General features: G+C 67.1%; 25 protein-coding genes. 8 read left to right on the top strand and 17 right to left on the bottom strand.

Features of this window, described 5'->3' with window-relative positions; translation table 11 throughout:
* Positions 1 to 155 precede the first annotated feature (155 nt).
* The 6 genes from ppdK (at position 156) to BMZ69_RS05115 (ending at position 6,403) form a co-directional block, all read left to right on the top strand.
* Entirely contained in the window at positions 156 to 2,840 is a 2,685-nt protein-coding gene (ppdK, locus tag BMZ69_RS05140; protein WP_092155503.1) for a pyruvate, phosphate dikinase, read from the top strand.
* Positions 2,841 to 2,946: 106 nt separating this feature from the next.
* Entirely contained in the window at positions 2,947 to 3,645 is a 699-nt protein-coding gene (locus BMZ69_RS05135; RefSeq protein WP_175506670.1) for an HAD family hydrolase, read from the top strand.
* A gap of 227 nt (positions 3,646 to 3,872) precedes the next feature.
* Positions 3,873 to 4,082, top strand: coding sequence for a cold-shock protein (locus tag BMZ69_RS05130; protein ID WP_092155501.1), 210 nt, complete (start codon positions 3,873 to 3,875; stop codon positions 4,080 to 4,082).
* Between the two features lie 194 nt (positions 4,083 to 4,276).
* Positions 4,277 to 5,782, top strand: a complete 1,506-nt coding sequence (locus tag BMZ69_RS05125) for a DEAD/DEAH box helicase (protein ID WP_092155500.1) — start codon at positions 4,277 to 4,279, stop codon at positions 5,780 to 5,782.
* A gap of 73 nt (positions 5,783 to 5,855) precedes the next feature.
* Positions 5,856 to 6,125 carry a translation initiation factor IF-1 gene (gene infA / locus BMZ69_RS05120; protein ID WP_057187732.1) on the top strand — a complete coding sequence of 90 codons (270 nt, stop codon included), beginning with the start codon at positions 5,856 to 5,858 and terminating at the stop codon, positions 6,123 to 6,125.
* Positions 6,126 to 6,133: 8 nt separating this feature from the next.
* Positions 6,134 to 6,403 (top strand): hypothetical protein, encoded by a 270-nt coding sequence (locus BMZ69_RS05115; RefSeq protein WP_092155499.1) that lies wholly within the window; start codon positions 6,134 to 6,136, stop codon positions 6,401 to 6,403.
* A gap of 251 nt (positions 6,404 to 6,654) precedes the next feature.
* Here BMZ69_RS05115 and BMZ69_RS05110 read toward each other — a convergent pair whose 3' ends face one another.
* The 4 genes from BMZ69_RS05110 to BMZ69_RS05095 form a co-directional block, all read right to left on the bottom strand.
* Positions 6,655 to 7,275, bottom strand: a complete 621-nt coding sequence (locus BMZ69_RS05110) for a hypothetical protein (RefSeq protein ID WP_092155498.1) — start codon at positions 7,273 to 7,275, stop codon at positions 6,655 to 6,657.
* Positions 7,276 to 7,531: 256 nt separating this feature from the next.
* Positions 7,532 to 7,855, bottom strand: a complete 324-nt coding sequence (locus BMZ69_RS05105; protein ID WP_092155497.1) for a hypothetical protein — start codon at positions 7,853 to 7,855, stop codon at positions 7,532 to 7,534.
* A 169-nt stretch (positions 7,856 to 8,024) separates the two neighbouring features.
* Entirely contained in the window at positions 8,025 to 9,068 is a 1,044-nt protein-coding gene (pstS, locus tag BMZ69_RS05100; protein WP_092155496.1) for a phosphate ABC transporter substrate-binding protein PstS, read from the bottom strand.
* Positions 9,069 to 9,244: 176 nt separating this feature from the next.
* Positions 9,245 to 9,451 (bottom strand): CsbD family protein, encoded by a 207-nt coding sequence (locus tag BMZ69_RS05095; RefSeq protein WP_092155495.1) that lies wholly within the window; start codon positions 9,449 to 9,451, stop codon positions 9,245 to 9,247.
* A 199-nt stretch (positions 9,452 to 9,650) separates the two neighbouring features.
* Between BMZ69_RS05095 and BMZ69_RS05090 the strand changes: the two genes are divergently transcribed.
* Positions 9,651 to 9,932: a hypothetical protein gene (locus BMZ69_RS05090; RefSeq protein WP_092155494.1), complete on the top strand. Its 282-nt coding sequence runs from the start codon at positions 9,651 to 9,653 to the stop codon at positions 9,930 to 9,932.
* 32 nt (positions 9,933 to 9,964) lie between these two features.
* Here BMZ69_RS05090 and BMZ69_RS05085 read toward each other — a convergent pair whose 3' ends face one another.
* The 9 genes from BMZ69_RS05085 to BMZ69_RS05045 all read right to left on the bottom strand — a co-directional run bounded on the left by BMZ69_RS05085 (position 9,965) and on the right by BMZ69_RS05045 (position 17,786).
* Positions 9,965 to 10,156 (bottom strand): hypothetical protein, encoded by a 192-nt coding sequence (locus BMZ69_RS05085; protein WP_092155493.1) that lies wholly within the window; start codon positions 10,154 to 10,156, stop codon positions 9,965 to 9,967.
* A 194-nt stretch (positions 10,157 to 10,350) separates the two neighbouring features.
* Complete coding sequence (locus BMZ69_RS05080; protein ID WP_092155492.1) at positions 10,351 to 11,508, bottom strand: phage late control D family protein; 1,158 nt, start codon at positions 11,506 to 11,508, stop codon at positions 10,351 to 10,353.
* Positions 11,508 to 11,726 carry a tail protein X gene (locus tag BMZ69_RS05075; protein WP_092155491.1) on the bottom strand — a complete coding sequence of 73 codons (219 nt, stop codon included), beginning with the start codon at positions 11,724 to 11,726 and terminating at the stop codon, positions 11,508 to 11,510. Before BMZ69_RS05075 ends, BMZ69_RS05080 begins: the two co-directional genes overlap by 1 nt.
* Positions 11,726 to 12,151 carry a phage tail protein gene (locus BMZ69_RS05070; RefSeq protein WP_092155490.1) on the bottom strand — a complete coding sequence of 142 codons (426 nt, stop codon included), beginning with the start codon at positions 12,149 to 12,151 and terminating at the stop codon, positions 11,726 to 11,728. The genes BMZ69_RS05075 and BMZ69_RS05070 overlap by 1 nt, the downstream gene beginning before the upstream one ends.
* On the bottom strand, positions 12,151 to 14,751 hold the full coding sequence (locus BMZ69_RS05065; RefSeq protein WP_092155489.1) for a phage tail tape measure protein: 2,601 nt from the start codon (positions 14,749 to 14,751) through the stop codon (positions 12,151 to 12,153). The genes BMZ69_RS05070 and BMZ69_RS05065 overlap by 1 nt, the downstream gene beginning before the upstream one ends.
* Positions 14,752 to 14,907: 156 nt before the next feature.
* Entirely contained in the window at positions 14,908 to 15,345 is a 438-nt protein-coding gene (locus BMZ69_RS05060; RefSeq protein ID WP_092155488.1) for a phage tail assembly protein, read from the bottom strand.
* A complete protein-coding gene (locus tag BMZ69_RS05055) occupies positions 15,345 to 15,881 on the bottom strand; it encodes a phage major tail tube protein (RefSeq protein WP_092155487.1) in 537 nt (178 codons plus the stop codon). The genes BMZ69_RS05060 and BMZ69_RS05055 overlap by 1 nt, the downstream gene beginning before the upstream one ends.
* 15 nt (positions 15,882 to 15,896) lie before the next feature.
* Entirely contained in the window at positions 15,897 to 17,111 is a 1,215-nt protein-coding gene (locus tag BMZ69_RS05050) for a phage tail sheath C-terminal domain-containing protein (RefSeq protein WP_092155486.1), read from the bottom strand.
* 123 nt (positions 17,112 to 17,234) lie between these two features.
* Positions 17,235 to 17,786 carry a hypothetical protein gene (locus tag BMZ69_RS05045; protein ID WP_092155485.1) on the bottom strand — a complete coding sequence of 184 codons (552 nt, stop codon included), beginning with the start codon at positions 17,784 to 17,786 and terminating at the stop codon, positions 17,235 to 17,237.
* Between the two features lie 38 nt (positions 17,787 to 17,824).
* On the opposite strand from BMZ69_RS05045, the gene BMZ69_RS05040 reads away from it, so the two are divergent.
* On the top strand, positions 17,825 to 18,595 hold the full coding sequence (locus BMZ69_RS05040) for a hypothetical protein (RefSeq protein ID WP_092155484.1): 771 nt from the start codon (positions 17,825 to 17,827) through the stop codon (positions 18,593 to 18,595).
* Between the two features lie 703 nt (positions 18,596 to 19,298).
* Here BMZ69_RS05040 and BMZ69_RS05030 read toward each other — a convergent pair.
* The 4 genes from BMZ69_RS05030 to BMZ69_RS31490 form a co-directional block, all read right to left on the bottom strand.
* Positions 19,299 to 19,709 carry a hypothetical protein gene (locus tag BMZ69_RS05030; RefSeq protein ID WP_092155482.1) on the bottom strand — a complete coding sequence of 137 codons (411 nt, stop codon included), beginning with the start codon at positions 19,707 to 19,709 and terminating at the stop codon, positions 19,299 to 19,301.
* Between the two features lie 6 nt (positions 19,710 to 19,715).
* Complete coding sequence (locus BMZ69_RS05025; RefSeq protein ID WP_092155481.1) at positions 19,716 to 20,588, bottom strand: hypothetical protein; 873 nt, start codon at positions 20,586 to 20,588, stop codon at positions 19,716 to 19,718.
* The gene (locus BMZ69_RS05020) at positions 20,572 to 20,754 is read right to left on the bottom strand and encodes a hypothetical protein (RefSeq protein WP_092155480.1); all 183 of its coding nucleotides are present in this window, start codon (positions 20,752 to 20,754) and stop codon (positions 20,572 to 20,574) included. The genes BMZ69_RS05025 and BMZ69_RS05020 overlap by 17 nt, the downstream gene beginning before the upstream one ends.
* A 6-nt stretch (positions 20,755 to 20,760) precedes the next feature.
* Positions 20,761 to 20,949, bottom strand: a 189-nt coding sequence (locus BMZ69_RS31490; RefSeq protein WP_175506669.1) for a hypothetical protein, incomplete at its 5' end; no start/stop codon positions are given.

The following is a 20,949-nucleotide window of genomic DNA, read 5'->3' as shown; positions in this document are numbered from 1 at the left end:
GCGCGGCGGCGCTGTGCATGATCATTGATTGTTCATCCGGTTTTCGGCATGACCACGCCGCACCGGGTGCGCTGCAGCAGCGGGCACCGCAAATGCGAACCATGTGGGCGCGCCGGCGTTGATGATGCCGGCGACAACCTTGGGAAAGGCAGGCTATGGCAGGGCAGAAGTGGGTCTACACCTTCGGCGACGGCAAGGCCGAAGGCGAGGCAGGCATGAAGAACCTGCTCGGCGGCAAGGGCGCGAACCTGGCCGAGATGAGCAATCTGGGACTTCCGGTGCCTCCGGGCTTCACCATCACCACGCAGGTCTGCACCTGGTACTACGACAACGGCAAGAATTTCCCGGCCGAACTCGACGCTCAAGTCAAGGACGCGCTGGCCGGCATGGCCAAGCTGACGGGCAAGACCTTCGGCGATCCCGCCAATCCGCTGCTGGTCTCCGTCCGCTCCGGCGCGCGCGCCTCGATGCCGGGCATGATGGACACCGTCCTCAATCTCGGCCTCAACGACGTCACCGTCGAGGCGGTGGCCAAGGCCTCGGGCGATGCCCGCTTCGCCTATGACAGCTATCGCCGCTTCATCACCATGTACTCGAACGTCGTGCTCGACATCGACCATGGCCATTTCGAAGAGGCGCTCGAGGACTACAAGGAGCGCAAGGGCCTCAACCTCGACACCGACCTCTCGGCCGACGATTGGAAGCTTCTCGTCGGCAAGTACAAGGAGATCGTGAAGAAGGAGCTCGGCTCCGACTTCCCGCAGAACCCGAACGAGCAGCTCTGGGGCGCTGTCGGCGCCGTCTTCTCGTCCTGGATGAATGCCCGCGCCATCAAGTATCGCGAGCTCAATAGCATCCCGGCCTCCTGGGGCACGGCGGTCAACGTCCAGTCGATGGTCTTCGGCAATATGGGCGAGACCTCGGCGACCGGCGTCGCCTTCACCCGCAATCCCTCGACCGGCGAGAACGCGCTCTATGGCGAGTTCCTGATCAATGCCCAGGGCGAGGACGTCGTCGCCGGCATCCGGACCCCGCAGGATATCACCGAGGCGGCCAAGCTCGCCGCCAAATCCGACAAGCCTTCGATGGAGAAGGCGATGCCGGAGGCCTATGCCGAGCTCTGCCGCATCTACGGCATCCTCGAGAAGCACTATCGCGACATGCAGGACATGGAATTCACCATCCAGGAGGGCAAGCTCTGGATGCTGCAGACCCGGTCCGGCAAGCGCACAGCCAAGGCGGCGCTCAGGATCGCGGTCGAGCTCGCGCGTGAAGGCCTGATCACAGAGAACGAAGCGGTCGGCCGCGTCGAGCCCGGCGCGCTCGACCAGCTGCTGCATCCGACGATCGACAACAAGGCCGAGCGGCGCGTGCTGACGGCCGGCCTGCCGGCGTCGCCCGGCGCCGCCGCCGGCGAGATCGTCTTCACCTCGGAGGCGGCCGAGGCCGGCAAGAAGGCCGGCAAGAAGGTCATTCTCGTCCGCGTCGAGACCTCGCCTGAAGACATTCACGGCATGCACGCCGCTGAGGGCATCCTGACCACGCGCGGCGGCATGACCTCGCATGCGGCGGTGGTGGCGCGCGGCATGGGCAAGCCCTGCGTTTCGGGCGCCGGCCAGATCCGCGTCGATTACGCCAAGGGCACGATGACCGTCGGGCCGACCACGCTGAAGGCCGGCGACTTCGTCACCATCGACGGCAGCAACGGCCAGGTGCTGCTCGGCGAGGTCAAGATGCAGCAGCCCGAGCTCTCCGGCGACTTCCGCACGCTGATGGGCTGGGCCGACAAGGTGCGGCGCCTCAAGATCCGCGCCAATGCCGAGACACCCCGCGACGCCAAGATGGCGCGCGAGTTCGGCGCGGAGGGCATCGGCCTCAGCCGCACCGAGCACATGTTCTTCGATGCCGGCCGCATCCTCTCCGTGCGCGAGATGATCCTGGCCGAGGACGAGAAGGGCAGGCGCACCGCGCTCGCCAAGCTCCTGCCGATGCAGCGTCAGGACTTCGTCGAGCTCTTCACCATCATGCAGGGCCTGCCGGTGACGATCCGCCTGCTCGATCCGCCGCTGCACGAGTTCCTGCCGCAGACCGACGACGAGATCGCCGAGGTCGCCGCGGCCATGGGCACGACCTCCGACAAGCTGAAGCGCCGCGCCGCCGAGCTGCATGAGGTCAACCCGATGCTCGGTTTCCGCGGCGTGCGTCTCGCCGTCGCCTATCCCGAGATCGCCGAGATGCAGGCCAGGGCCATCTTCGAGGCTGCAGTGATTGCCGCCAAGGAGACCGGGCACCCGGTCATCCCGGAGGTCATGGTCCCGCTCGTCATGGGCGCGCCCGAGCTCGACCTGGTCAAGGGCCGGATCGATGCGATGGCCGAGGCGGTCCGCAAGGAGAGCGGCAGCGAGCTGACCTATCAGGTCGGCACCATGATTGAATTGCCGCGCGCCGCGTTGCGGGCAGAGGAGATCGCGCAGAGCGCCGAATTCTTCTCCTTCGGCACCAACGACCTGACCCAGACGGCGCTCGGCATCAGCCGCGACGATGCCGGTTCCTTCCTCGGCTCCTACACGGCCCGCGGCCTGCTCGAATCCGATCCCTTCGTGACGATCGATCAGGAGGGCGTCGGCGAGCTGGTCCGGATCGCCGTCGAGCGTGGCCGCAAGGCGCGGCCGAACATCAAACTCGGCATCTGCGGCGAGCATGGCGGCGATCCCGCTTCGATCGGCTTCTGCGAGAGCGTTGGGCTGGATTACGTCTCCTGCTCGCCCTTCCGCGTGCCGATCGCGCGCCTTGCCGCGGCGCAGGCGGCTTTGGGGGCGATCAAGGCCAAGGACGCGTGAGACGCTCCTCGTCATTGCGAGGAGCAGAGCGACGAAGCAATCCAGGGCGGCAGAGCTCTACGTCTGCTGGATTGCTTCGCTTCGCTCGCAATGACGGAGAATAGTCGTGAAGGCGCTGACTACCATCGGCTTCGATGCCGACGACACGCTCTGGCAGAACGAGCAGTTCTTCCGGCTGACGGAGGACCGCTTCGTCGCGCTGCTCGGCGAGCATGGCGAGGCGGCCGAGATCTCCGGCAAGCTGCTCGAGGCCGAGAAGCGCAACCTTGCCTTCTACGGCTTCGGCATCAAGGGCTTCACGCTTTCGATGATCGAGACCGCGCTCGAGATCACGCGCGGGGAGGTCCCGCCCGCGGTGATCGGCGAGATCCTCGCCGCCGGGCGCGAGATGCTGACCCATCCGGTCGAGACCCTGCCACATGCGCAGGACACGCTCGGCGCGCTCGCCGGCCGCTACCGGCTGGTGCTGATCACCAAGGGCGATCTCTTCGACCAGGAGCGCAAGCTCGCGCAGTCCGGCCTCGGCGACTTCTTCGACGCGGTCGAGATCGTCAGCGACAAGAGCGCTGCGACCTATGAGAAGCTCTTCGCCCGCCATGGCGACGGGCCGGGGCGGGCGCTGATGGTCGGCAACTCGTTGAAGTCCGACATCGTCCCGGCGCTCGCCGCCGGGTCCTGGGCCGCGCATGTGCCGCATGAGCTGACCTGGGCGCTGGAGCACGCCGAGGAGCCGATCGCAGAGGCGCGCTTCCGAAAGCTGCCAGATCTCGGTGGGCTGGTCGATCTGGTGCGCGAGATCGGCTGAAGGCAGGCGCTTCGGCCGGCAAACTGGACCCGCCTTGCAATTTATGCTAGGTCCACCGATGTAAGACGAGATGCGGCCGGTTCTGGCCAATCCTCCGCGCGGGTATTCCGACCGGCGGGCCACTTCAGATCCACCACACGTCGATACAAGACCATGGCGAGGCGTCCGCGCGTCCGGTCATGGGTTCCACGAATACGCGGATCTGAAGTGCAAGGATTAGTCCCACTATGAACAAGGGCACCGTCAAGTGGTTCAACGCCACCAAGGGCTACGGCTTCATCACCCCTGAGGCCGGCGGCCCCGACGTTTTCGTCCACATCAGCGCCGTCGAGCGCGCCGGCCTGCGCGAGCTGCGCGAAGGCCAGGTCGTCTCCTACGAGCTGATCGCCGATCGCAAGACCGGCAAGTCCTCGGCTGGCAACCTCGTCGCCGGCTGAAGCTAATTCGGGCGGACCATTCGTGTCCGCCCGTTTCAAGACGCAGGCCCGGAGCCTGCGATACACGACATCCCCCGGCGCAGTGGCTAGCGGTTCGCCGGGCGGAAAGAGACCATGCGTAGACCGAGACTGCATGCCGAGGCGCTTCCGTTCACCACGTGCGCCCCATGTCGTCCGGCTCAGAAAGACCTGATTTGACCAAATTTACCGACCTCGGCCTGGCCGAGCCGCTTCTCAAAGCGCTCGCCGCCGAAGGTTATGAGACGCCGACGCCGATCCAGGCGCAGGCGATCCCTTCCATTCGCGACGGTCGTGACCTGCTCGGCGCCGCCCAGACCGGCACCGGCAAGACGGCTGCGTTCTCGCTGCCCATGCTGCACCGGCTGCTGAACCAGCCGCGGCGCATGCAGCCGCGTTCGGTGCGCGCCCTGATCCTGTCGCCGACGCGCGAGCTCTCGGCCCAGATCGAGGCCAGCATCCGCACCTACGCCCAGTTCACCTCGCTGAAGTCGACGGTGATCTTCGGCGGCGTTCCGGTCGGCAAGCAGATCCGCGCGCTCGGCCAGCATGTCGACATCCTCGTCGCCACGCCCGGCCGCCTGCTCGACCTGGTCGACCAGCGCGCCGTCTCGCTGCGCGAGATCGAGTTCCTGGTGCTCGACGAAGCCGACCAGATGCTCGACCTCGGCTTCATCCATGCGCTGCGCAAGATCGCGACGCTGATCCCGAAGCAGCGCCAGACGCTGCTGTTCTCGGCGACCATGCCGAAGGCGATCCGCGAGATCGCCCAGGCCTATCTGACCGACCCGGTCGAGGTCGCGGTCGCGCCTGTCGCGACCACGGCCGAGAAGGTCGACCAGCGCGTCATCTTCACCGAAGCCGGCCAGAAGCCGGCTCTGCTGGCGAAGACGCTCGGCGTTTCCGAGATGGAGCGCGCCATCGTCTTCACCCGCACCAAGCACGGTGCCGACAAGGTCGTGCGCCAGCTCGAGCAGGCCGGCATCAAGTCCGCCGCGATCCATGGCAACAAGAGCCAGAGCCAGCGCGAGCGCGCGCTTGGTGCCTTCCGTGACGGCGAATTGCGCATCCTGGTGGCGACCGATATCGCCGCGCGCGGAATCGATGTCGACGGCATCAGCCATGTCGTCAATTTCGACCTGCCGAACGTGCCGGAAACTTATGTTCACCGGATCGGCCGCACCGCGCGCGCCGGCGCGTCGGGCCTCGCCATCGCCTTCTGCACGCCGGAAGAGCGCGGCGATCTCGCCGCGATCGAGAAGCTGACCAAGGTCGCGCTCACCCCGATCGGCGACGTGCCGTATTGGGATGGCCGCACGCCGAAGAAGCCGCCGCAGAACCGTGGCGGCCGTGGCCAGGGTCGCCCGCAGAACGGGCAGCAGCCCGGGCAGGGGCAGCGTCGCGACGGTCGCGGCGCTCCGTCCCATGGCCGTGGCGGCCAGCGTCAGGAGCAGGGTGAACGCCAGGGCCAGCCGCATCGCGAGCAGTCCCGCCCGAACCAGCCGCGTCAGCAGCAGGCCCGTCCGGAGCAGCAGCGCCATGAGCGCCCGGCCCAGCGCCATGAGGCGGGTGGTGCACGAAAAGACGCAGCTTCCGGCAAGGAAGGGCTTGGCGGCGTCGCGTTCTTGCAGCAAAGAACGGGACAACGACGCACCGGCGGCGGCGGGCGGCGCCCGAACTGACAGGCGCCGTAACCGCTGGGGCTGAGCCTGGAAGGCTCGGCCCCGCGCCGCAGACAAGACGAAGGATCAGCGAATGGCGAAAGAAGAACTGCTCGAATTCGACGGCACCGTGGTCGAGGTGCTCCCGGACGGCAATTACCGGGTGAAGCTCGACAATGACCACGTCATCCTGGCCTATGCGGCCGGCAAGATGAAGAAGAACCGCATCCGCACCATCGCCGGCGACCGCGTGGTCGTGGAGATGTCGCCTTACGATCTCGATCGCGGCCGCATCAATTTCCGCCAGAAGACCGCCAGCCCCGGCCCGATGCCGCCGCGGCCGCAGAATTTCCGTCGGCGCTGAGCCCAGCGGTGCGCTTCAGCCGGCCCGAGCAATTCTTCATCGCGGCTGGCGCCGGGCTCGGCGCGCTCGCCTCGCTCGCGGTCAACACCGGCTGGATCGCCAGAGGCGGGACCTTCCCGCCCTTCGTCTACGTGCTGCTGGCACTCGCTGTGGTCGAGGTCGTCGCCGGCTTCGCGACGAAGCAGCCGCCGGGCACTCTGTTCTCCATGCCGGCCCGCATCCTCGCCTTCGCGCTCGGCGTCGGCGTGCTGATCCTGCTGACCGGCGGCTTGGCCTGAGCTGGCAGCGACGTTTCAAGCTCGACATCGTCCATTCGCGTCATGCTCGCCCTTGTGGCGAGCATCCACGTCTTGAACACTGCGCCGTCCGAAGGACGAGGTGGATGGTCGGGACAAGCCCGACCATGACGATGAGGACAGCCTGCACGCTTCTTCAGCGTTGGCCTCAAACAAGAAAAAAGCCCCGGCCGGAGCCGGGGCGTGAGGTGTTTGTCCGTGGTGACAGGTACTACGAAGAAAACTTGAAAAACTCAGTAGCCGCTCTTGGCCCAATACTGCGAGCCGGGGCTGACCAGGACCTGGCGCTGACGCGTCGCATATTCCGCCGGCACGGTCTCGTGCACGACCCGCGAGGCGCTGACCATGACGCGGCGGCTGCGCTGGCCATAGACGGCCGGAATGACGTCGTAGTCGACCGAGGCCGGCGAGACCTCGACGGTGCGCTGCTGATACCCGTATTGCGCCGGGACATGCACCCAGCAGCCGGTGGTCTGGCCGTAGGCGTCGCGGGTGACTTCCCAGCGCTTGGTCGCCGGCGAGATCAGCACCTTCTCGGAGACGGTCTTGTACTGGGCCGGGATGTGGCGGGCGACGCGGCGCTCCGGCTGGATCACCACCTGCTCGGTGACGGTGTCGTACTGCGCCGGGACGACTCGCGAGAAGGTGCGCTCGGGGCGCACGACATAGCTCTCGTCGACGGTGCCGTAGACCGGCGGCTTCGAGACCAGCTTGTAGCAGGAGCCGCCGCCGCAAGTGCTGACGGGTGCCTTGTAGCAGGACGAGGCATAGCAGCCGCCGGCCATGGCCGGAGCGGCGAGGCCGACAAGGGCCGTGGTGGCGAGTGCCGAAAGCGAAAGAAGCCTGAACGTCATAGCTGACCCCAACCCTGCGTTGCGCAACGCTGCCGCTGCGTCGTTGGGGTAAGGAAGCCCGAACTGATCTATGAAGACAAGGTTAACTGCAAAACAAGGTAAAATTAACCAGTTCGGCTCTGCCGGATGCTGTCCTTCCGCTACCGACACGTCGTGTGGATCGTCAGGTATTCAGCGTCGTTTCCGGCTGGCCGGGATCGCGGCCAAGGGGATAGCCGGCCCTGGCTCGGTGCAGGGCGCGGCCATCCGGCGTGCCTCACTGGGTCACGCCCCGCTTCATGCCGAAGCCTTCGATATAGCAGCGGCAGGCTGAGATCGGCGGCGCCGGCGGGGCGGCGCACGAGCCGCGCGAGGTCACGCAGATATTGCTGTAGCGCTGGCGAGAGGGCCGGTCATAGCCATAGCGTGGGCCGCCATCGCGATAGCGCGGCCGGTCGTAATCGTAGCGCGGCGGCGGCCGATCGTCGTCATAGTCATAGCGCGGCGCCTGCCGATAGGGATCGTAATACTGGGCGCTCGCGCCGGTCGCGGACGAGATGGCCACGCCGACGAGAGCGGCAAGGGCGAGCGTCCTGATCATGTCTGTCCTCCTGGTCTCCCGGCCGCGGCCGGGTGCGAATCCATTGGAGGCCAGAATAAGGGCCGGTCTATGAACGGTGCCTGAGCGACATCCGGACTGGCTGCGAAGCGAAGGAACCGCGTCACAGCGCCAAGAGAATGAGCGGGTCGGCGCTATGCTTGCGACAAGCTCAGCTGCCGGCCTTCATGCTGGCGGCCCAGTAGTCCTTGACCTGCTTCACCAGAGTCTCCGGCAGCGGCACATAGCCGAGCGTCGTCGCGTCGGCGGCGCCGGCCTCGAAGGACAGCCGGAAGAAGTCGAGGACCTCCTGGGTGCGGCGCGTGCGCGGCTTCGGCACCAGAGCGAAGGTGGTGGCGACGATCGGATAGGCCTCGGCGCCCGGCGCATCGGTCAGCATCAGCGAGAAATCCTTGGCCTTGGCCCATTCGGCGCTGGCAGCCGCGGCGCTGAAGCTCGCCGGATCCGGCTTGACGAAGTTTCCGGCCTTGTTCTGCACCTGGGCGTAGGCGAGGCCGGCGCGCACGACCTGGCCGAACTCGACATAGCCGATCGCGTTCTTGGTCCGCTTCACCGCCTCGGTGACGCCCTGCGTGCGCTCGGCGCCGGCGCCGACCGGCCAGGGAACCTGCGTGTTGACGCCGACCTTGTCGCGCCATTCCGGGCTCGCCTTGGCGAGATAGTCGGTCCAGTTGAAGGTCGTGCCCGAGCCGTCGGAGCGGTAGATCACGCTGATCGGGGCGTCGGGCAGCTTCAGCTCGGGATTGGCCGCCTTGATCGCCGGATCGGACCAGAGCTTGACCTTGCCGAGATAGATGTCGGCGAGGAGGGGGCCGGTCAAGCGGATCTGGCCGGGCCCGACGCCGTCGATGTTCACCACCGGGACGATGCCGCCCATCACGATCGGGAACTGGATCAGGGCCGAGCGCTGCAACTCTTCGGAGGAGAGCGGCCGGTCGGAGGCGCCGAACTCGGCGGCGCGCTGGGTGACCCGGACCTCGCCGCCGAGCGAACCGATCGGCTCATAATCGACGCCGATGTCGAGCGGCGTCATCTCGGCGCCGTCCGACTTGGCGATGCGGTAGTTCTGCGCCCATTTGCCGATGATCGGGAAGGCGAAGCTCGATCCGGCGCCGGTGATCGGCTCGGCATGGGCAGGTGCTGCGAAAGAGCCGAGAAGAGCGCCGGCGACAGCCAGCTTGACCAGGAGCTTCATGCGTCCACCCACCCTGTCGCGCCCGCAAGGGCCAAGATCAACGGGTTGACGCTAGGGCGGGGCGGTGACGTTGCGATGACGCTGGTTCGGCAAACGAAAGGCCCCGCCGGTGCGAGCCGGCGGGGCCTTCCTTCAACGGTCAGGGCCGCTTTGCAGCGTGCGATGACCGTGAATGGTCACTGCCAGGTCTGACGGCCGTACCAGTCGTCGACATCGCTGCGGACCTTGTCCTTCTCGATGCCGTAACGCTCCTGGATCTTGCCCTCGAGCTGGTCGCGCTTGCCGGCGATGACGTCGAGATCGTCATCGGTCAGCTTGCCCCATTGCTCCTTGACCTTGCCCTTGAGCTGCTTCCAGTTCCCTTCGACGCGGTTCCAGTCCATCGGACGCTCCTCCTGTTCGTGAACGGTGTACTGAAACAACGCAACGGCGGCGGAATTGTTCGCGACAAATCCGGCTTCGGCTCGACAATGGCCGGTCCGTATCGAAAATCGCCCCGATTGGTAAAATGCGAGCCAAATCCGTATCGGTCGGCAAATGGGCCGCGGCCTAAGGGAGTGTGATCAACGCCCAGAACAGGCCATGACATATTCAGCGCAAGACATCACCAACGCCCTCCTGCGGATCAAGGAGGACGGGTTCGTCCTCGACAATGACGCTTTCGGCTATGCCGCGATCAGATGGGATGCCCGCCGGCTCAGGCGCGACCTGCGCGAGGCCGGCTATGCCGGCGCCGAGCTCGTCCAGGGCCGGATGCTGAACGGGGGCGAGGAGATCTGCTGGCTCTACGATCCCGCGAAGGTCGGCAAGAGCGAGGTCGACGGGCTCGCTGCGGCGCGGCACTCGGCGCTCTACGGCGAATAGGCTGAGGCGGCGAGGCGCTTGGAAGCCTGTGCCTATCGTCCCAGCTGTACGCGGTCGAGCGCGGCGACATCCCGTTCCAGGGCGTCCGCCTGCCCGTCATAATCGCGCGCCATCGCTGCCAGGCGGGCGGCGCTCTCGCTGTCGCAGGCGATGTCGGCCCAGCGGCGGCACTTCAACGCCTTCACGCGCAAGACCTGAGCCTGCAGAATTCTGTCGTGGTCCATGACGGTGCTCCAGCACAGCAGATCGCCTGGCTGTTTGCGGGAGTTAGGAGCGGAAACGCTCGGACCCGTAGAGCAATCCGCTGATCAGGCTCGTTGTAGCGCGAACTTTCAAATGGCAATGAGCGAACGATCAAATGGCAACAGATTGAAAATCTGACGCCACCGTCTAGCAGCGCCTGGGCGACCCGCCGGCGCTAGCCGACCGCCGAGCCGCCGCCTCCGCCGGAGCTGTTGACCGCAGAGTTGTTCTTGGTGGTCGTCGACGGCTTCGAGGCGGGCTTGCCTCCTTTCTTTTTGCTCTCTTTGGCCATCTTCTTCGTCGTCGATCCATCCTCCTTGGCCTTGAGCTCGATCTTGGTCCTGAACCCGTTGTTGTCGAAGGTGTGCTCGACCGAATCCGCCCGGTACTCGCCGGCCACGTCGTCGACGAAGCCGTCGCCCAGCACGACATCGGCTTCGGCCTTGGCCTCGGGGCGGCCCTGGGCGAGCGTGACATGGCCCTGCGCCGTATTGCGGGTCAGGCGCTTCGCCTCGGCCTGGCCCTTCTTCTTCGCCAGATCGCTGCTCGGCAGTGGCTCGCGCACCGTGAAGGTCGGCCCGTCGAGGCCCGTATCGGATTTCTCGACCACGCGCTTGCCGGTTTTTTGGTCGATATAGCTGGTCTCGACCTTGCCGTATTGCGCCCGGCTGTTGGGCGTGATCTCGCCATCGACAGTGTCCGACTTGGCGATCTCGATCGTGATCAGCTTTTTCCCGCTCGCTGAGCTCGCCTCGCCGCGCGGGGTGGCGACGAGCTTGTCGCCCATCGGCTTGATCACCGCGTCGAGCGCGTCCGCCAAATTGGTCAGGAAGTCGATGTCGCTGGAATCGACATGGGCGAGATACTCGACCGGGATCGATTTGAGCTTGGCATGGATCTCGGGCGTCAGCTTGTTGCGCTTGGCGATGCGGCTGATGACGTCGCCGACATTGGTATCCTCGAAATGCTCGCGCCCGCCGCCCTTCAAGCCGGTCTTCAGGTCGGCGGCATTGGCCTGGATCGTGACGGTCTCGCCGCCATCGTCCCACTTTCGGGAGAAGGTCTGCATCTCATAGGTGCCGATTTCGGCGATCCCGGTCTCCTTGTAGCCGAGCCAGACCTCGATCTTGGCCTTGTCGCGCGGCCGCGCGATCTGATTATGGCGATCGTCGAGCTCCAGCGTGAGCTGATCGGATTTCTGGCCGGCCTCGTCGCGCACGGTCGCCTTGATCAGGACGCTGTAGAATTCACCCGCGACCTCCTCGCCGTCGATCTTGATCTCGATCATCGGCGTGAAGCCGCCCTTGCTGAGATCGTCGAGGACGTAGGCCATCAGTCCCAGAGCCTCACGGTCTCGCGGCGCGGCGGCGACGAGGGCGGCGCCTCCGGCAGGTCGATTTCCGTCCCGACCGGCACGATCGTCCCCAGATCGGCGAGCCCGCGATTGAGCTCATAGGTGAGCTCGACGAGGCGCGTGTCGGGGTTGCCGAAATGGCGGAAGACGATCAGGTCGACCGTCATGCCCTCGCGCGTGACCGTGACGCGCGCCATCAGAACAGACCGCCGAAGCTGCCGTCACCGCCGAAGGGCGCGAGCTCGATCGAGAATTCGGTGATCGCGCCGATACCCGCGCGGGTGATCTTTTTGTGGGTCGCGCTGACGGTGAGGATGACAACGGTGCCGAAGACCTCGGCCGCCGCGCCGGCGGCGCTCCAGCCGATCAGCTCGACCGGCTCGCCGGCCGATTGCGTCGCCTTGAGCATCAGATACTGCGCGTGCCCGCCGAATTCGGCATGAAAGTAGAGCCCCTCGACCTCGAAGCTGTCCTCGCCGCGGCCGACGAACTGGCGGGCGGGGCCCACGCCGAAGCGGTTGACCGAGGGCCAATTCGCTTTCGTCGTCTCCTTGATCGTCTGGATCGAGAGGGGCAGCGCCGCGAAGATGTGCGGGCCGATGGCCAGGATCGGGATAACCATCAATCCACCCCGTCATGCAGCGAGCCGGAGAGGCCGCGTGAGCCGCCGCCACCACCGCCAGCGGCGAGCGCGGCCTTGACCTGCCCGGCGACCCCTTGCGCCGCGGCGACGGCCTGGGCGCCGCCGGCGGTGATTCCGGCCGCGAAGGTCGACATCAGCGAGGCGCCGGCGCCGCTGAGATCGCCGCCCTGCAGCGCCGCCTCGATACCGGTCTTGACGCCGGCGGCCGTGCTCTCGGCCCCGGCCGCGCCCGATTTCAGCCCGGCATTGAGCCGCTCCATCATGGTCATCCCGGCGGGGCCGAGATCGATATCGGTCGCGCTCTTGACGGCCGAGGCCCAGGCCGCGCCGCTGTCGCCGCCCCCGGCGCCGGACATGCCGAAGGAGAGCAGGCCAGGCCCCGGCCCCTTGGGAGCGGCGCTGTCCGGAGCCCCGCCGAGCTTGTTGAAGCCGAAGGCGCCGGCCGCCGCCGCATTGGGCGCGGCCTGGCGGGCCGCCATCGCGTCGCCCGCCGCAGGGTTTTCGAGGGCGGCGAGCTCGCGCGCCGCGACCGCGAGCCGGGCGCGCTGCGCCGCGGCGTCGCTGGCAAAACCCTGCTTATCGGCCGGGTTGCTCGCCATCGCCCCGAGATCGTCCAGCGTCTGGACGCGGCTGGTGATCTGGCGGACGCGCTCGCGCTGGGCCTCCGCCTCGCCGCGATCGGCCTGGCCGCGCTCGGCCTGGTCGGCCGGGCGGCGCGGATCGGGCGCCGCGACGCGCCGCTCCTGCGCCTGCGCCGGGATCTCGGCGAGCTGGTTGCGCAGCGCCTGGAGCTTTTTCTGTTTGCCGAGACCGAACTCGCCGGGAGAAAGCCGCTGCTCCGATTCCGCCGTGTCGATCTGGCGCTGCAGCTGGCGCCGCAGGAGCTGGCGACGCTCGTCGAGCACGTCGGCAGGCTCGGCCTGGGCGGTACGGGCGGTGGTCTCCTCATAATCGGACTGCGCCGAGATCTGATTTGAACGGCGCTTCACGGCCAGAGCCATCTGGGCATCGCCGGCGAGCTTTTCGCGCTGCTCGGGCGTCAGCGCCTCGCCCTTGGCCTGGGACTGCGCCAGGCTCTCGACTTCCTTCTTCTGCTCGGCGCGCTTGTCGATCGCGTCCAGGCCGGCGATGACCCGCTCGATTCCTTCGTTGATCGCCGGCAGCGCCCAGCGGCCGAAGCGGTCGCCGACCTCCGAGGCGAGAGCGGACAGCCGCTTGAGGTGGTTGTCGGTGGTGGCGAGCTCGATGTTCAGGCTCTTCTGCGCCGAGCCCTTCCATTTGTCCTCGTTGCCGACGATCCCGAGGTTCTTGGTGATCTCCGGCAGGGCCTGACCGGCGCGGGCGATCTCGTCCCACCACTCCTTTCCGAAAATCTTGATCGCCGCTTTCGCCTTGTCGGTGCTCTTCTCCAGGCGCTGCAATACATCGATCATCGTGGCGGTCGACTCGGTCTTCATGCCCTTCTCGACCTGCTCGGCTGAGAGACCGATCATCTTCAGCCCCTCATCGACGCGGGCCTGCTGCTCGGTCGCGGTCCGCAGCGTCGAGGCGAACGCATTGAAGCCGCGCGAGGCGACCTCGGGCGCGATCGCGACGTTATTCATGGCCGTCAGGAAGGCCAGCGACGCATCGAAATCGACGCCGGCCGCCTTGGCCGCGGCGCCCGAGCGCTGGAACATCTCGACGACGTCCATTTCCTTCGCCGCGCCGGCGTCGGACAAAGCGTTGACCTTGTCGGTGAAGTTTTCGAGCTCCGCATTGTTCCACTGCGTCGCCGCGCGGATCTTCGCCAACGCGTTGCCGGCCTTGTCGGCCGAGACGTCCCAGGCGGTCGAGGCCGCCAGGTTGATGCGAGCGAAATCCGGCATGTCGGCTTTCGAGACGCCGCCGGCGCCGGCCTCGGCGACCAGCTTGGCGACCTCCTCGCGAGCGCGGCCATAGGTGATCGCCCATCTGGAGATGTCCTGCTCCATCTTGGCGAGGGCGGCGGGGTCATCCATCCCGTCGACCTTCTTCTTCACCTCCGCCATCGCCTTTTCGAAGGAGATGGATTGGCCGACCGTGCCGCGCACGCCGGCGCTGGCGGCGCGATAGCCGCCATAAGCGCCGACGAGCGGCATCAAACCGCCGCGGCCTCCGGCAGCGGCGGCTCCGGCAGCGGCATCGAGGCCTGCGGGCGCCCCGGCCGGGCGACCACGGCCGCCGCGCGGCGCTGGCAGATTGGCGCCCGCCGCGGTCCGCGCCAGATCCTCCTGGGCGCGCTTGACGCCGGCGATCTCGGAGCGGGCGCGCCGGGCCGAGGCGGAGGCCCGGTCCAGCCCCGCCGCCAGCTGGTCGCCGGCGCGCTCGTTGCGGAGCTCGGCGGCCGCCCGCTTGACGCCCTTGAGATCGCGTTCGGCCGAACGCGCCGCCCGGCCGCTGCGGTCGAGCCCCTTCGCCAGCCCGTCGCCGGCCCGTTCCTTGCGGATGTCGGCCGCCGCCTGCTTGATCGCTTTCAGGTCTTTTGCAGCGACCTTCGCGCCGGGCGAGAGCCGGTTGACGAGATCGAGGAACAGCTTGACGCGCATGTCGCCGGCCATGGGTTTACCTTCCGAGCCGCTCGGCCGCGATCAGGCAGGCCTCTTCGTGCCAGAACAGGATCTCGTCGACCGGCATCGCCAGGATCGTCGGCAGCGGCGTGTGCAGCGCCTGGGCGACCTCCGCCGCGAGCCGCGGCAGCCGCGCCAGGCCGCGCCTCAGATCGCGCCCGCCGCGTCCGCCATGACCGCCTCTTCGAGGCGGGCGAGCGCGGCCGGCAATAAAGGGCGGCAGAGTTCCGCGAAGATCAGCGCGTCGTCGGCCGCCATCGCCGCGATCACGGCGGGATGCACCCCGGCCATGCGGGCGCGGGCCCGTGCGTTGAGCGAGACGCCGTCGTCGTCTTCCAGGACGAGCTCGGCGACCTGCTGGCCGGTGAGACGCCGGATCGTCAGCCGCTCGATCCGCTCGCCGTCGACTCTTAGGGGAAAGAGCAGGTCCTGGCTGACCTCCCAGAGCCGGGGCTCGGCTGGCTCGACCCGCGGGCCCTGACGAGACGGCGCGGGTGCGGCGGCCGACGCCGGCGGCGCGACGATCGGGTCGAGCTCCGGGTCGCGCTCGAATCCGGAGAGGATCGCTTCGCCCGGCGCGCTCATCAGACGACCCCGATCATGTGGTTGATGCGCGTGGTCTGGCCGCCGATGGCCTGCCAGCCGCCGAGCTGGACGTTCCATCGACAGATCTCGCGGTTGCCGATGATCAGCGAGTATTTCGAGATGCTCTTGAGCTCATAGTCGGTGCCCATGTTCGGCTCCAGCTCGCCCGTCTCGGCGTTGATCCGGCCATAGGCCGTGGCCGTGACCGGGATCTCCCGGTTGCCCCCCGTCTCGGCATACTCGTTCACGAGCGCGGCAAAGACGGTGATCTTGACGCGGTCGCCGCGCGGGATCTGCGTCAGGGCCAACACCTCGGGCGAGAGGCCCTTGAGATCGAAACCGAGCACGCAGGCCTCGGCGCCGGTCGCGATCTCCATCGAGCCGTTGGTCGCGCCCGGCTGGAAATCCTCATAGGTCTCCTTGTTGGTCGGCAGCTTGACCTTGCCGAGCGCCAGCTGGCAGTTGAGCGAGGTGTCGCCGGCGTATTGAATATGGCAGTTGCGCCCCTGGACGAGGAGCAGCGACAGGCTGGCCATGATGATCTCTCCGGTTCAGGCGGCTTCGCGCCGGTCGAGCGACTGCAGGATGCCGTTGGCCAGCACCGCATAATATTCGAGGTTGCGGCGCGCCCCGAACTGCAGGTCCTGCAGCGGCGCGGCCGGCTCGCGGTCGTATTCGATCCGCAGGATGCCGGAGGCCAGCTGGCCGTTGCTGTTGAGGGTCCGGTCGAACCAGACCCTGAAGCCCAGCACCGCGCCGGCGGCGACGAGCTCGTCGCCGAACATGTCGAGCGACTGGATGATCGACGTCGCGTGCGGGACCGACAAGGTGCGGTCCATTGCCCAATAGAAGGCGTTGACGACCGCATCGTCGATCATGTCGTTGGTGCGGACGACGTTCACGAACCGGTCGAGAGGGTCCATCGCGCAGGTCTCGTTACCCCAAAGCAGGGTCCCGTTGCGCACGGTCGCGATCCGGTTTTCGTTGAGCGCGTTGGCCTCGCTGTCCGGCTCGCCGGTGAAGTAGCTGATGGGCCGGCTGGGCGCGAGAGCGCCGCCGATCGCCTGGTTGGACGGGCTCTCCCAGGGGCCGCCGACCTGACGGTCACGCGCGATGAAAAGCCCTGCGATGCGGCCCGAGGCGGGCTCGTTGACGATGCTGGTGCCGCGCATCACCCGGACCGCCGGGTGGAACAAGAATGCGCGCTTGTCGTCGGGGAAATCGTCGCGGTACTGCTCGGCCGCGGCCCGGCTGGTCATCGGCGTGTTGAGGATCTTGATCGCCCGCGCGCGCTTGGCGATGCCGTCGAGCTCGCCCGCGACCGGGTTCTTGACGCCGCTGATGCGCTGGCTGTCATAGCCGGGCGCGATCAGCAGTTTGGGCGGCTTTGAAGCCAGTTTGAAGGCGTGCACGCCCGAATTGTCGGCGCCGCTGCCGACCATGTTGGCGATCGTGGCTTCGAGCTTGGCCTGATCGGTGGCGCCGGTGCCCTCGGCGACGCGGACCACCTGGATCTCGGCGATGACGCCCTGATCGTCGATCGCGTCGAAGACCGCATCGACATTGCCGCCCGTGCCGAGCGCTTGCCGGAACGCCGTGTCGTTGGTGAAGCCCTCGACGACGACGTCTTCGGGGAAAACCTCGGGATCGGCGGCGGGCGCCACGACCATCGCGCCGACCGTATTGTATTCGTTGACCGAGATGGGCCGCGGGGTCGAGCCGACCTCGAAGACGCGAACGCCATGAAAATACTCGGTTACGGCCATTGTGCGGGGCTCCGGACGCTCGGGAGAGACGCTTGACAGGCGTCATGCGAGCCGGGACCCTACGGGCGCGGGAGAGAGCTAAAGAGGGTGACGCGTGTCACCCTTTGCCTAGCTGCGGCGAGATCAGCCGGTAGGCCAGGCGTCGAGTATGGCTTGAGTGCCGTTCGGCAGCAGCCCCAACGCGGCGAGCGCGCCAAGGCCCGCCTGGGTGTCGACATCGTCGCGCTGCATCTCGGTCGTCATGGTGAACTTGACCCAGAAAGGCTTCAGCAAAGGCTCGGCGTCGGCCTGGACCAGCAAGGCATCGGTCACGCCGCCGGCCGTCTGGACCAAGCGGATGAACTGCATCTTGCTCAGGACGTGCGGGCGCGGCTGCCGCGCCGCGATCTCCTCGGCAGTCAAGGCACGCTTCGATCGCTTTGCCGTCGCCACCTTGCGGCCCGCGACAGGCGTGACGTCCGTGAGATCGTCGGTCAGCGTCTCTGTCGCCGGGTCGAAATCCGGATCGCTGATCTCCAGGGGCCAGTAGCCATAGCCGCCGTAGAGCGCGTCTAGAGGCGCCCCGACCCATGAGAGGTCAGCAAGGCTCGCGTCATCGAGGCCGGCGAGTTCCGGCGGCAGCGGCCCGGTGGGACCGTCGACGGCCGTGGCGGCAAGGTTCACGCGCTGATACATGGTCGGATGATCCTCAACTGGCGAAAGAGGTCTTTCGAATGCATGTGGTTGTGGCGATCCCGACGTACAGCGGGTCGGTCGAAGCAGAGTGTCTTGAGAGCATCTTTCGTCTCCAGGACCACATTCTTCGCACCCGCCGAAACATTCAGATATCGCTAAGCTGGATCAGCGGCCTCACGGTTGATGCCGCCCGAAACGCCCTTGTCGCGAAATTCTTGTCAGATGCCTCGGCGACGCACCTGTTCTTCGTTGATGCCGACATGGGCTTTGAACCCAGTCTCTTTGATAGTCTTATCGACGAAAATCGCCCGCTTGTTGCGGCGTTCTGCCCGTCGAAGAACCTGCAGGCCAGCAAAGTAGCCGAGGCAGCGATCTCCGGTGTTCAGCCTGAACAAGCGATGGCAATCGCCGCACGGTACGTCGCTGCGGATCGGATCGTCCACCGTAACGGGACATTCGATCCTACCCCCTCGGGGTTCGTTGAGGTGTCGGCGATCGGCACGGGCATCATGCTCATTCATCGCTCCGTTTTCGACGCGATCGGCCGGCATTTTCCCGAACTTCGGACGGCACCTGACCGGCGTCATCGGTTGGCAGGGCCGGCGCAACCAATCCTTGACGCGTTCGCTCCTCTGCGCGGCCAAGACGGTCGGTGGCTGAGCGAAGACCTGTCGTTTTGCCAGCGCTGGCGCGAGACGGGCGGCGACATCTGGGCGAATGTCGATCAGCGAATAACGCATGTCGGCAGACAGGCCGTCACGGGACGTTTTCGTGATCAGCTTGACCATTATGGTGGGTTGCCTCGTTAAGGGCCGTCATAGGTAATCAAGGCTATCCCATCTCCACCGTTGCCCGTGGGCGGATAATTAGTCGACGATCCGTGGCGGTTGCCGCCGGTCCCGGCGCCCCAGATACCGTCGACCCCTCGGTCGCCCACTCTGCCGGCCGTTCCAACGGTTGGTAGAAGAACTTCGTCTCCAGGCGATGCGCCGCCACCGCCAACAAGTGAAGCGCCTGCACCTCCTGCCGCACCCGCCACGGACCCACCCGCGCCACTGGTACTCCCCAACCCGCCAGCCCCACCATCGAGATTGACGTCACCCCCGACTGCAATACCACCTGGAGCGACACCGGCGCTGTTGCCGTTGGCGCCAGCACCTGCCGTGACCAGGCCTGAAGGCAGGGTTGCGGTCGTCGGGCCGCTTGGGTTGACTGGTGAGTTGCCGAATCCGTTGCCGCGCCCGCCTAGACCGACCGTAATAGGGACGGCTTGCCCCTTCGAAAGGACCGCTGTTTTTCGGCAGAACGCTCCTCCGGAGCCGCCATTGACGGTCTCTGTAGAGCTAGCGTGCTCACCTGCGCCCCCCGGCCCACGAAGTCGGAGTGTGTAGGTGCCGTCTTCTGGCGCGACGAAGGTCCAGTTACCGGGGGCGCGCATCCAAGGCGAAACAGCCGGCGCCCGTGTGCGGCCGGGGTTCATCCCCGCGTCATAGGTGACCGGCGCGCTACGCATCAGAAGTCCTCGGCGTCGGCGGAGAAGACGATGCCGCCCGCCAGTGCCACGCCGATCGCGGCGTAGAGCCGGGCATTCGCAGGCAGGCGCAGCGGGTTGGCAGCCGTCGCCCGCACGAAGTCCGTCGCCGGCGCCTGCGTCGTCTGCGCCATGGTATATGCCGCCATCAGCGCGGTCTCGATCAGATGCAGCGTCACGCCGGCATCGTAGGAGACATAAAGCTGCAGCTGCGTCGCCGTCACTGTGGCGCGGGGGATAGCCCAGACGCGCGAGACGCGCGCACCATCCGCGCCGGCCGTGAACAGCAGCACGGCGTTCGCGGCATCATTGTAGGTCGTCTTCGCCGCCGTGCAGATGCAGGACGAGAGCTTGGCTGCCTGAGTGAAGGGCGCCTTATAGGTCTTGGCCATGGCTGATCAGCCTCCGTATGCAATGGCGAGAGCGATGGCTTCCTCGTCGACGAGGGCGTTGGCCTGGAGCGCCGAAACCACCGGTTCGACAGCGTCGAGGCGTGTGTCGAGAGCGGTGTCGGCCGCAGCGAGCGCAGCGAGCGATGCGGCTATCGCCGGGCCGTCGACACTCGCGGCCGAGATTGCAGCAGCCGTGGCCGCGTCCGAGGCTTCGCCGGCCTTGGTGGATGCGATGCCGGCGGCGCCGGTCGCCGTTCCGGCCGCGCCGACAGCGACGCCGGCTGCTTCAGTGGCGACAGTCGCCGCCGGCACGGCCTCGTCGCGCGCCGCGAGGGTCTCGGTGCGCGCCGCCTGGCCCTCCTCCAGCAGCGCCATCTGCGCCAGGGTCGAGCCCGCGAGCGCGCCGATCGACCAGTCGGCGTGTGCGCCCGTCAGCGCAGCCGAGACCACCTTGGTCCGGAAGTTCCACTGGCCGGTCGCGCGGTCGAAATCGAGATGCTGCACCACCGCATAGGCGTCGGGGTCGGACCCGGTCGCGACGATGGCGAACGGGCCAGGCGTGAAGAGAGCGCGGCGATCGGGCGCGATGATCAGCGCCTGCTCGGCCTCCTCGACGAGCGTGAGGCCGGTCGAGGACGAGCCGACGAGCCAGGCGAGTTCGGTGATCTCGATGAGGCGGTCGCGCAGCCCCTCGATCACCGCCTCGGACCGCTCCAGCACGCGATCCTGCAGGGTGAGCAGCGCCGCCTCATACGAGATCTTCAGCGCCTCGATCGGCGTGATCCGGTTGTCGAGGTCGCGGAACCGCAGGTTCAGCGCGTCGTCGTTGACGATATCGCGCTTGCCCCAGCGATAGAGCTGATCAAACCGGCTCGGCATCGCTGAAATCGTCCGGCGCGAGCTCGTTCAGCACCTTGCCCTTGAGAAAGGTGCGCTTGCCCGGCGAGAGCTTCTCCCCGGTCGACAGGGTGACGACGCGCAGGAGCTGCACGGCGTAGAGGGTGTCCGGCTCGAAAGCCGGAGCCTTGGGGGTCTTGGCTGCCATGGGCGCTTACTCCGCGACGTCGGTGGCGTTGATGTCGACGAACAGGTTGCTGGCCGTCGTCGCCGAGCCTTCGATCCGCCGCTTGTAGGAGGAGACCGAGGCGGCGAGGTTGAAGGTGCAGACGCGCTCGGTGATGTCGCCGCGGACCGTGTCCTGGACGACATCGGCGGTCTCGACCGTGGCGTAGCCGGCGCC

Origin of the sequence: Allobosea sp. CRIB-10 (assembly GCF_900112185.1) — a bacterium.
GTDB lineage: Bacteria > Pseudomonadota > Alphaproteobacteria > Rhizobiales > Beijerinckiaceae > Allobosea.
Note: the sequence above shows the minus strand (reverse complement) of the source record. Positions and strands in the feature narration are given on the sequence as shown.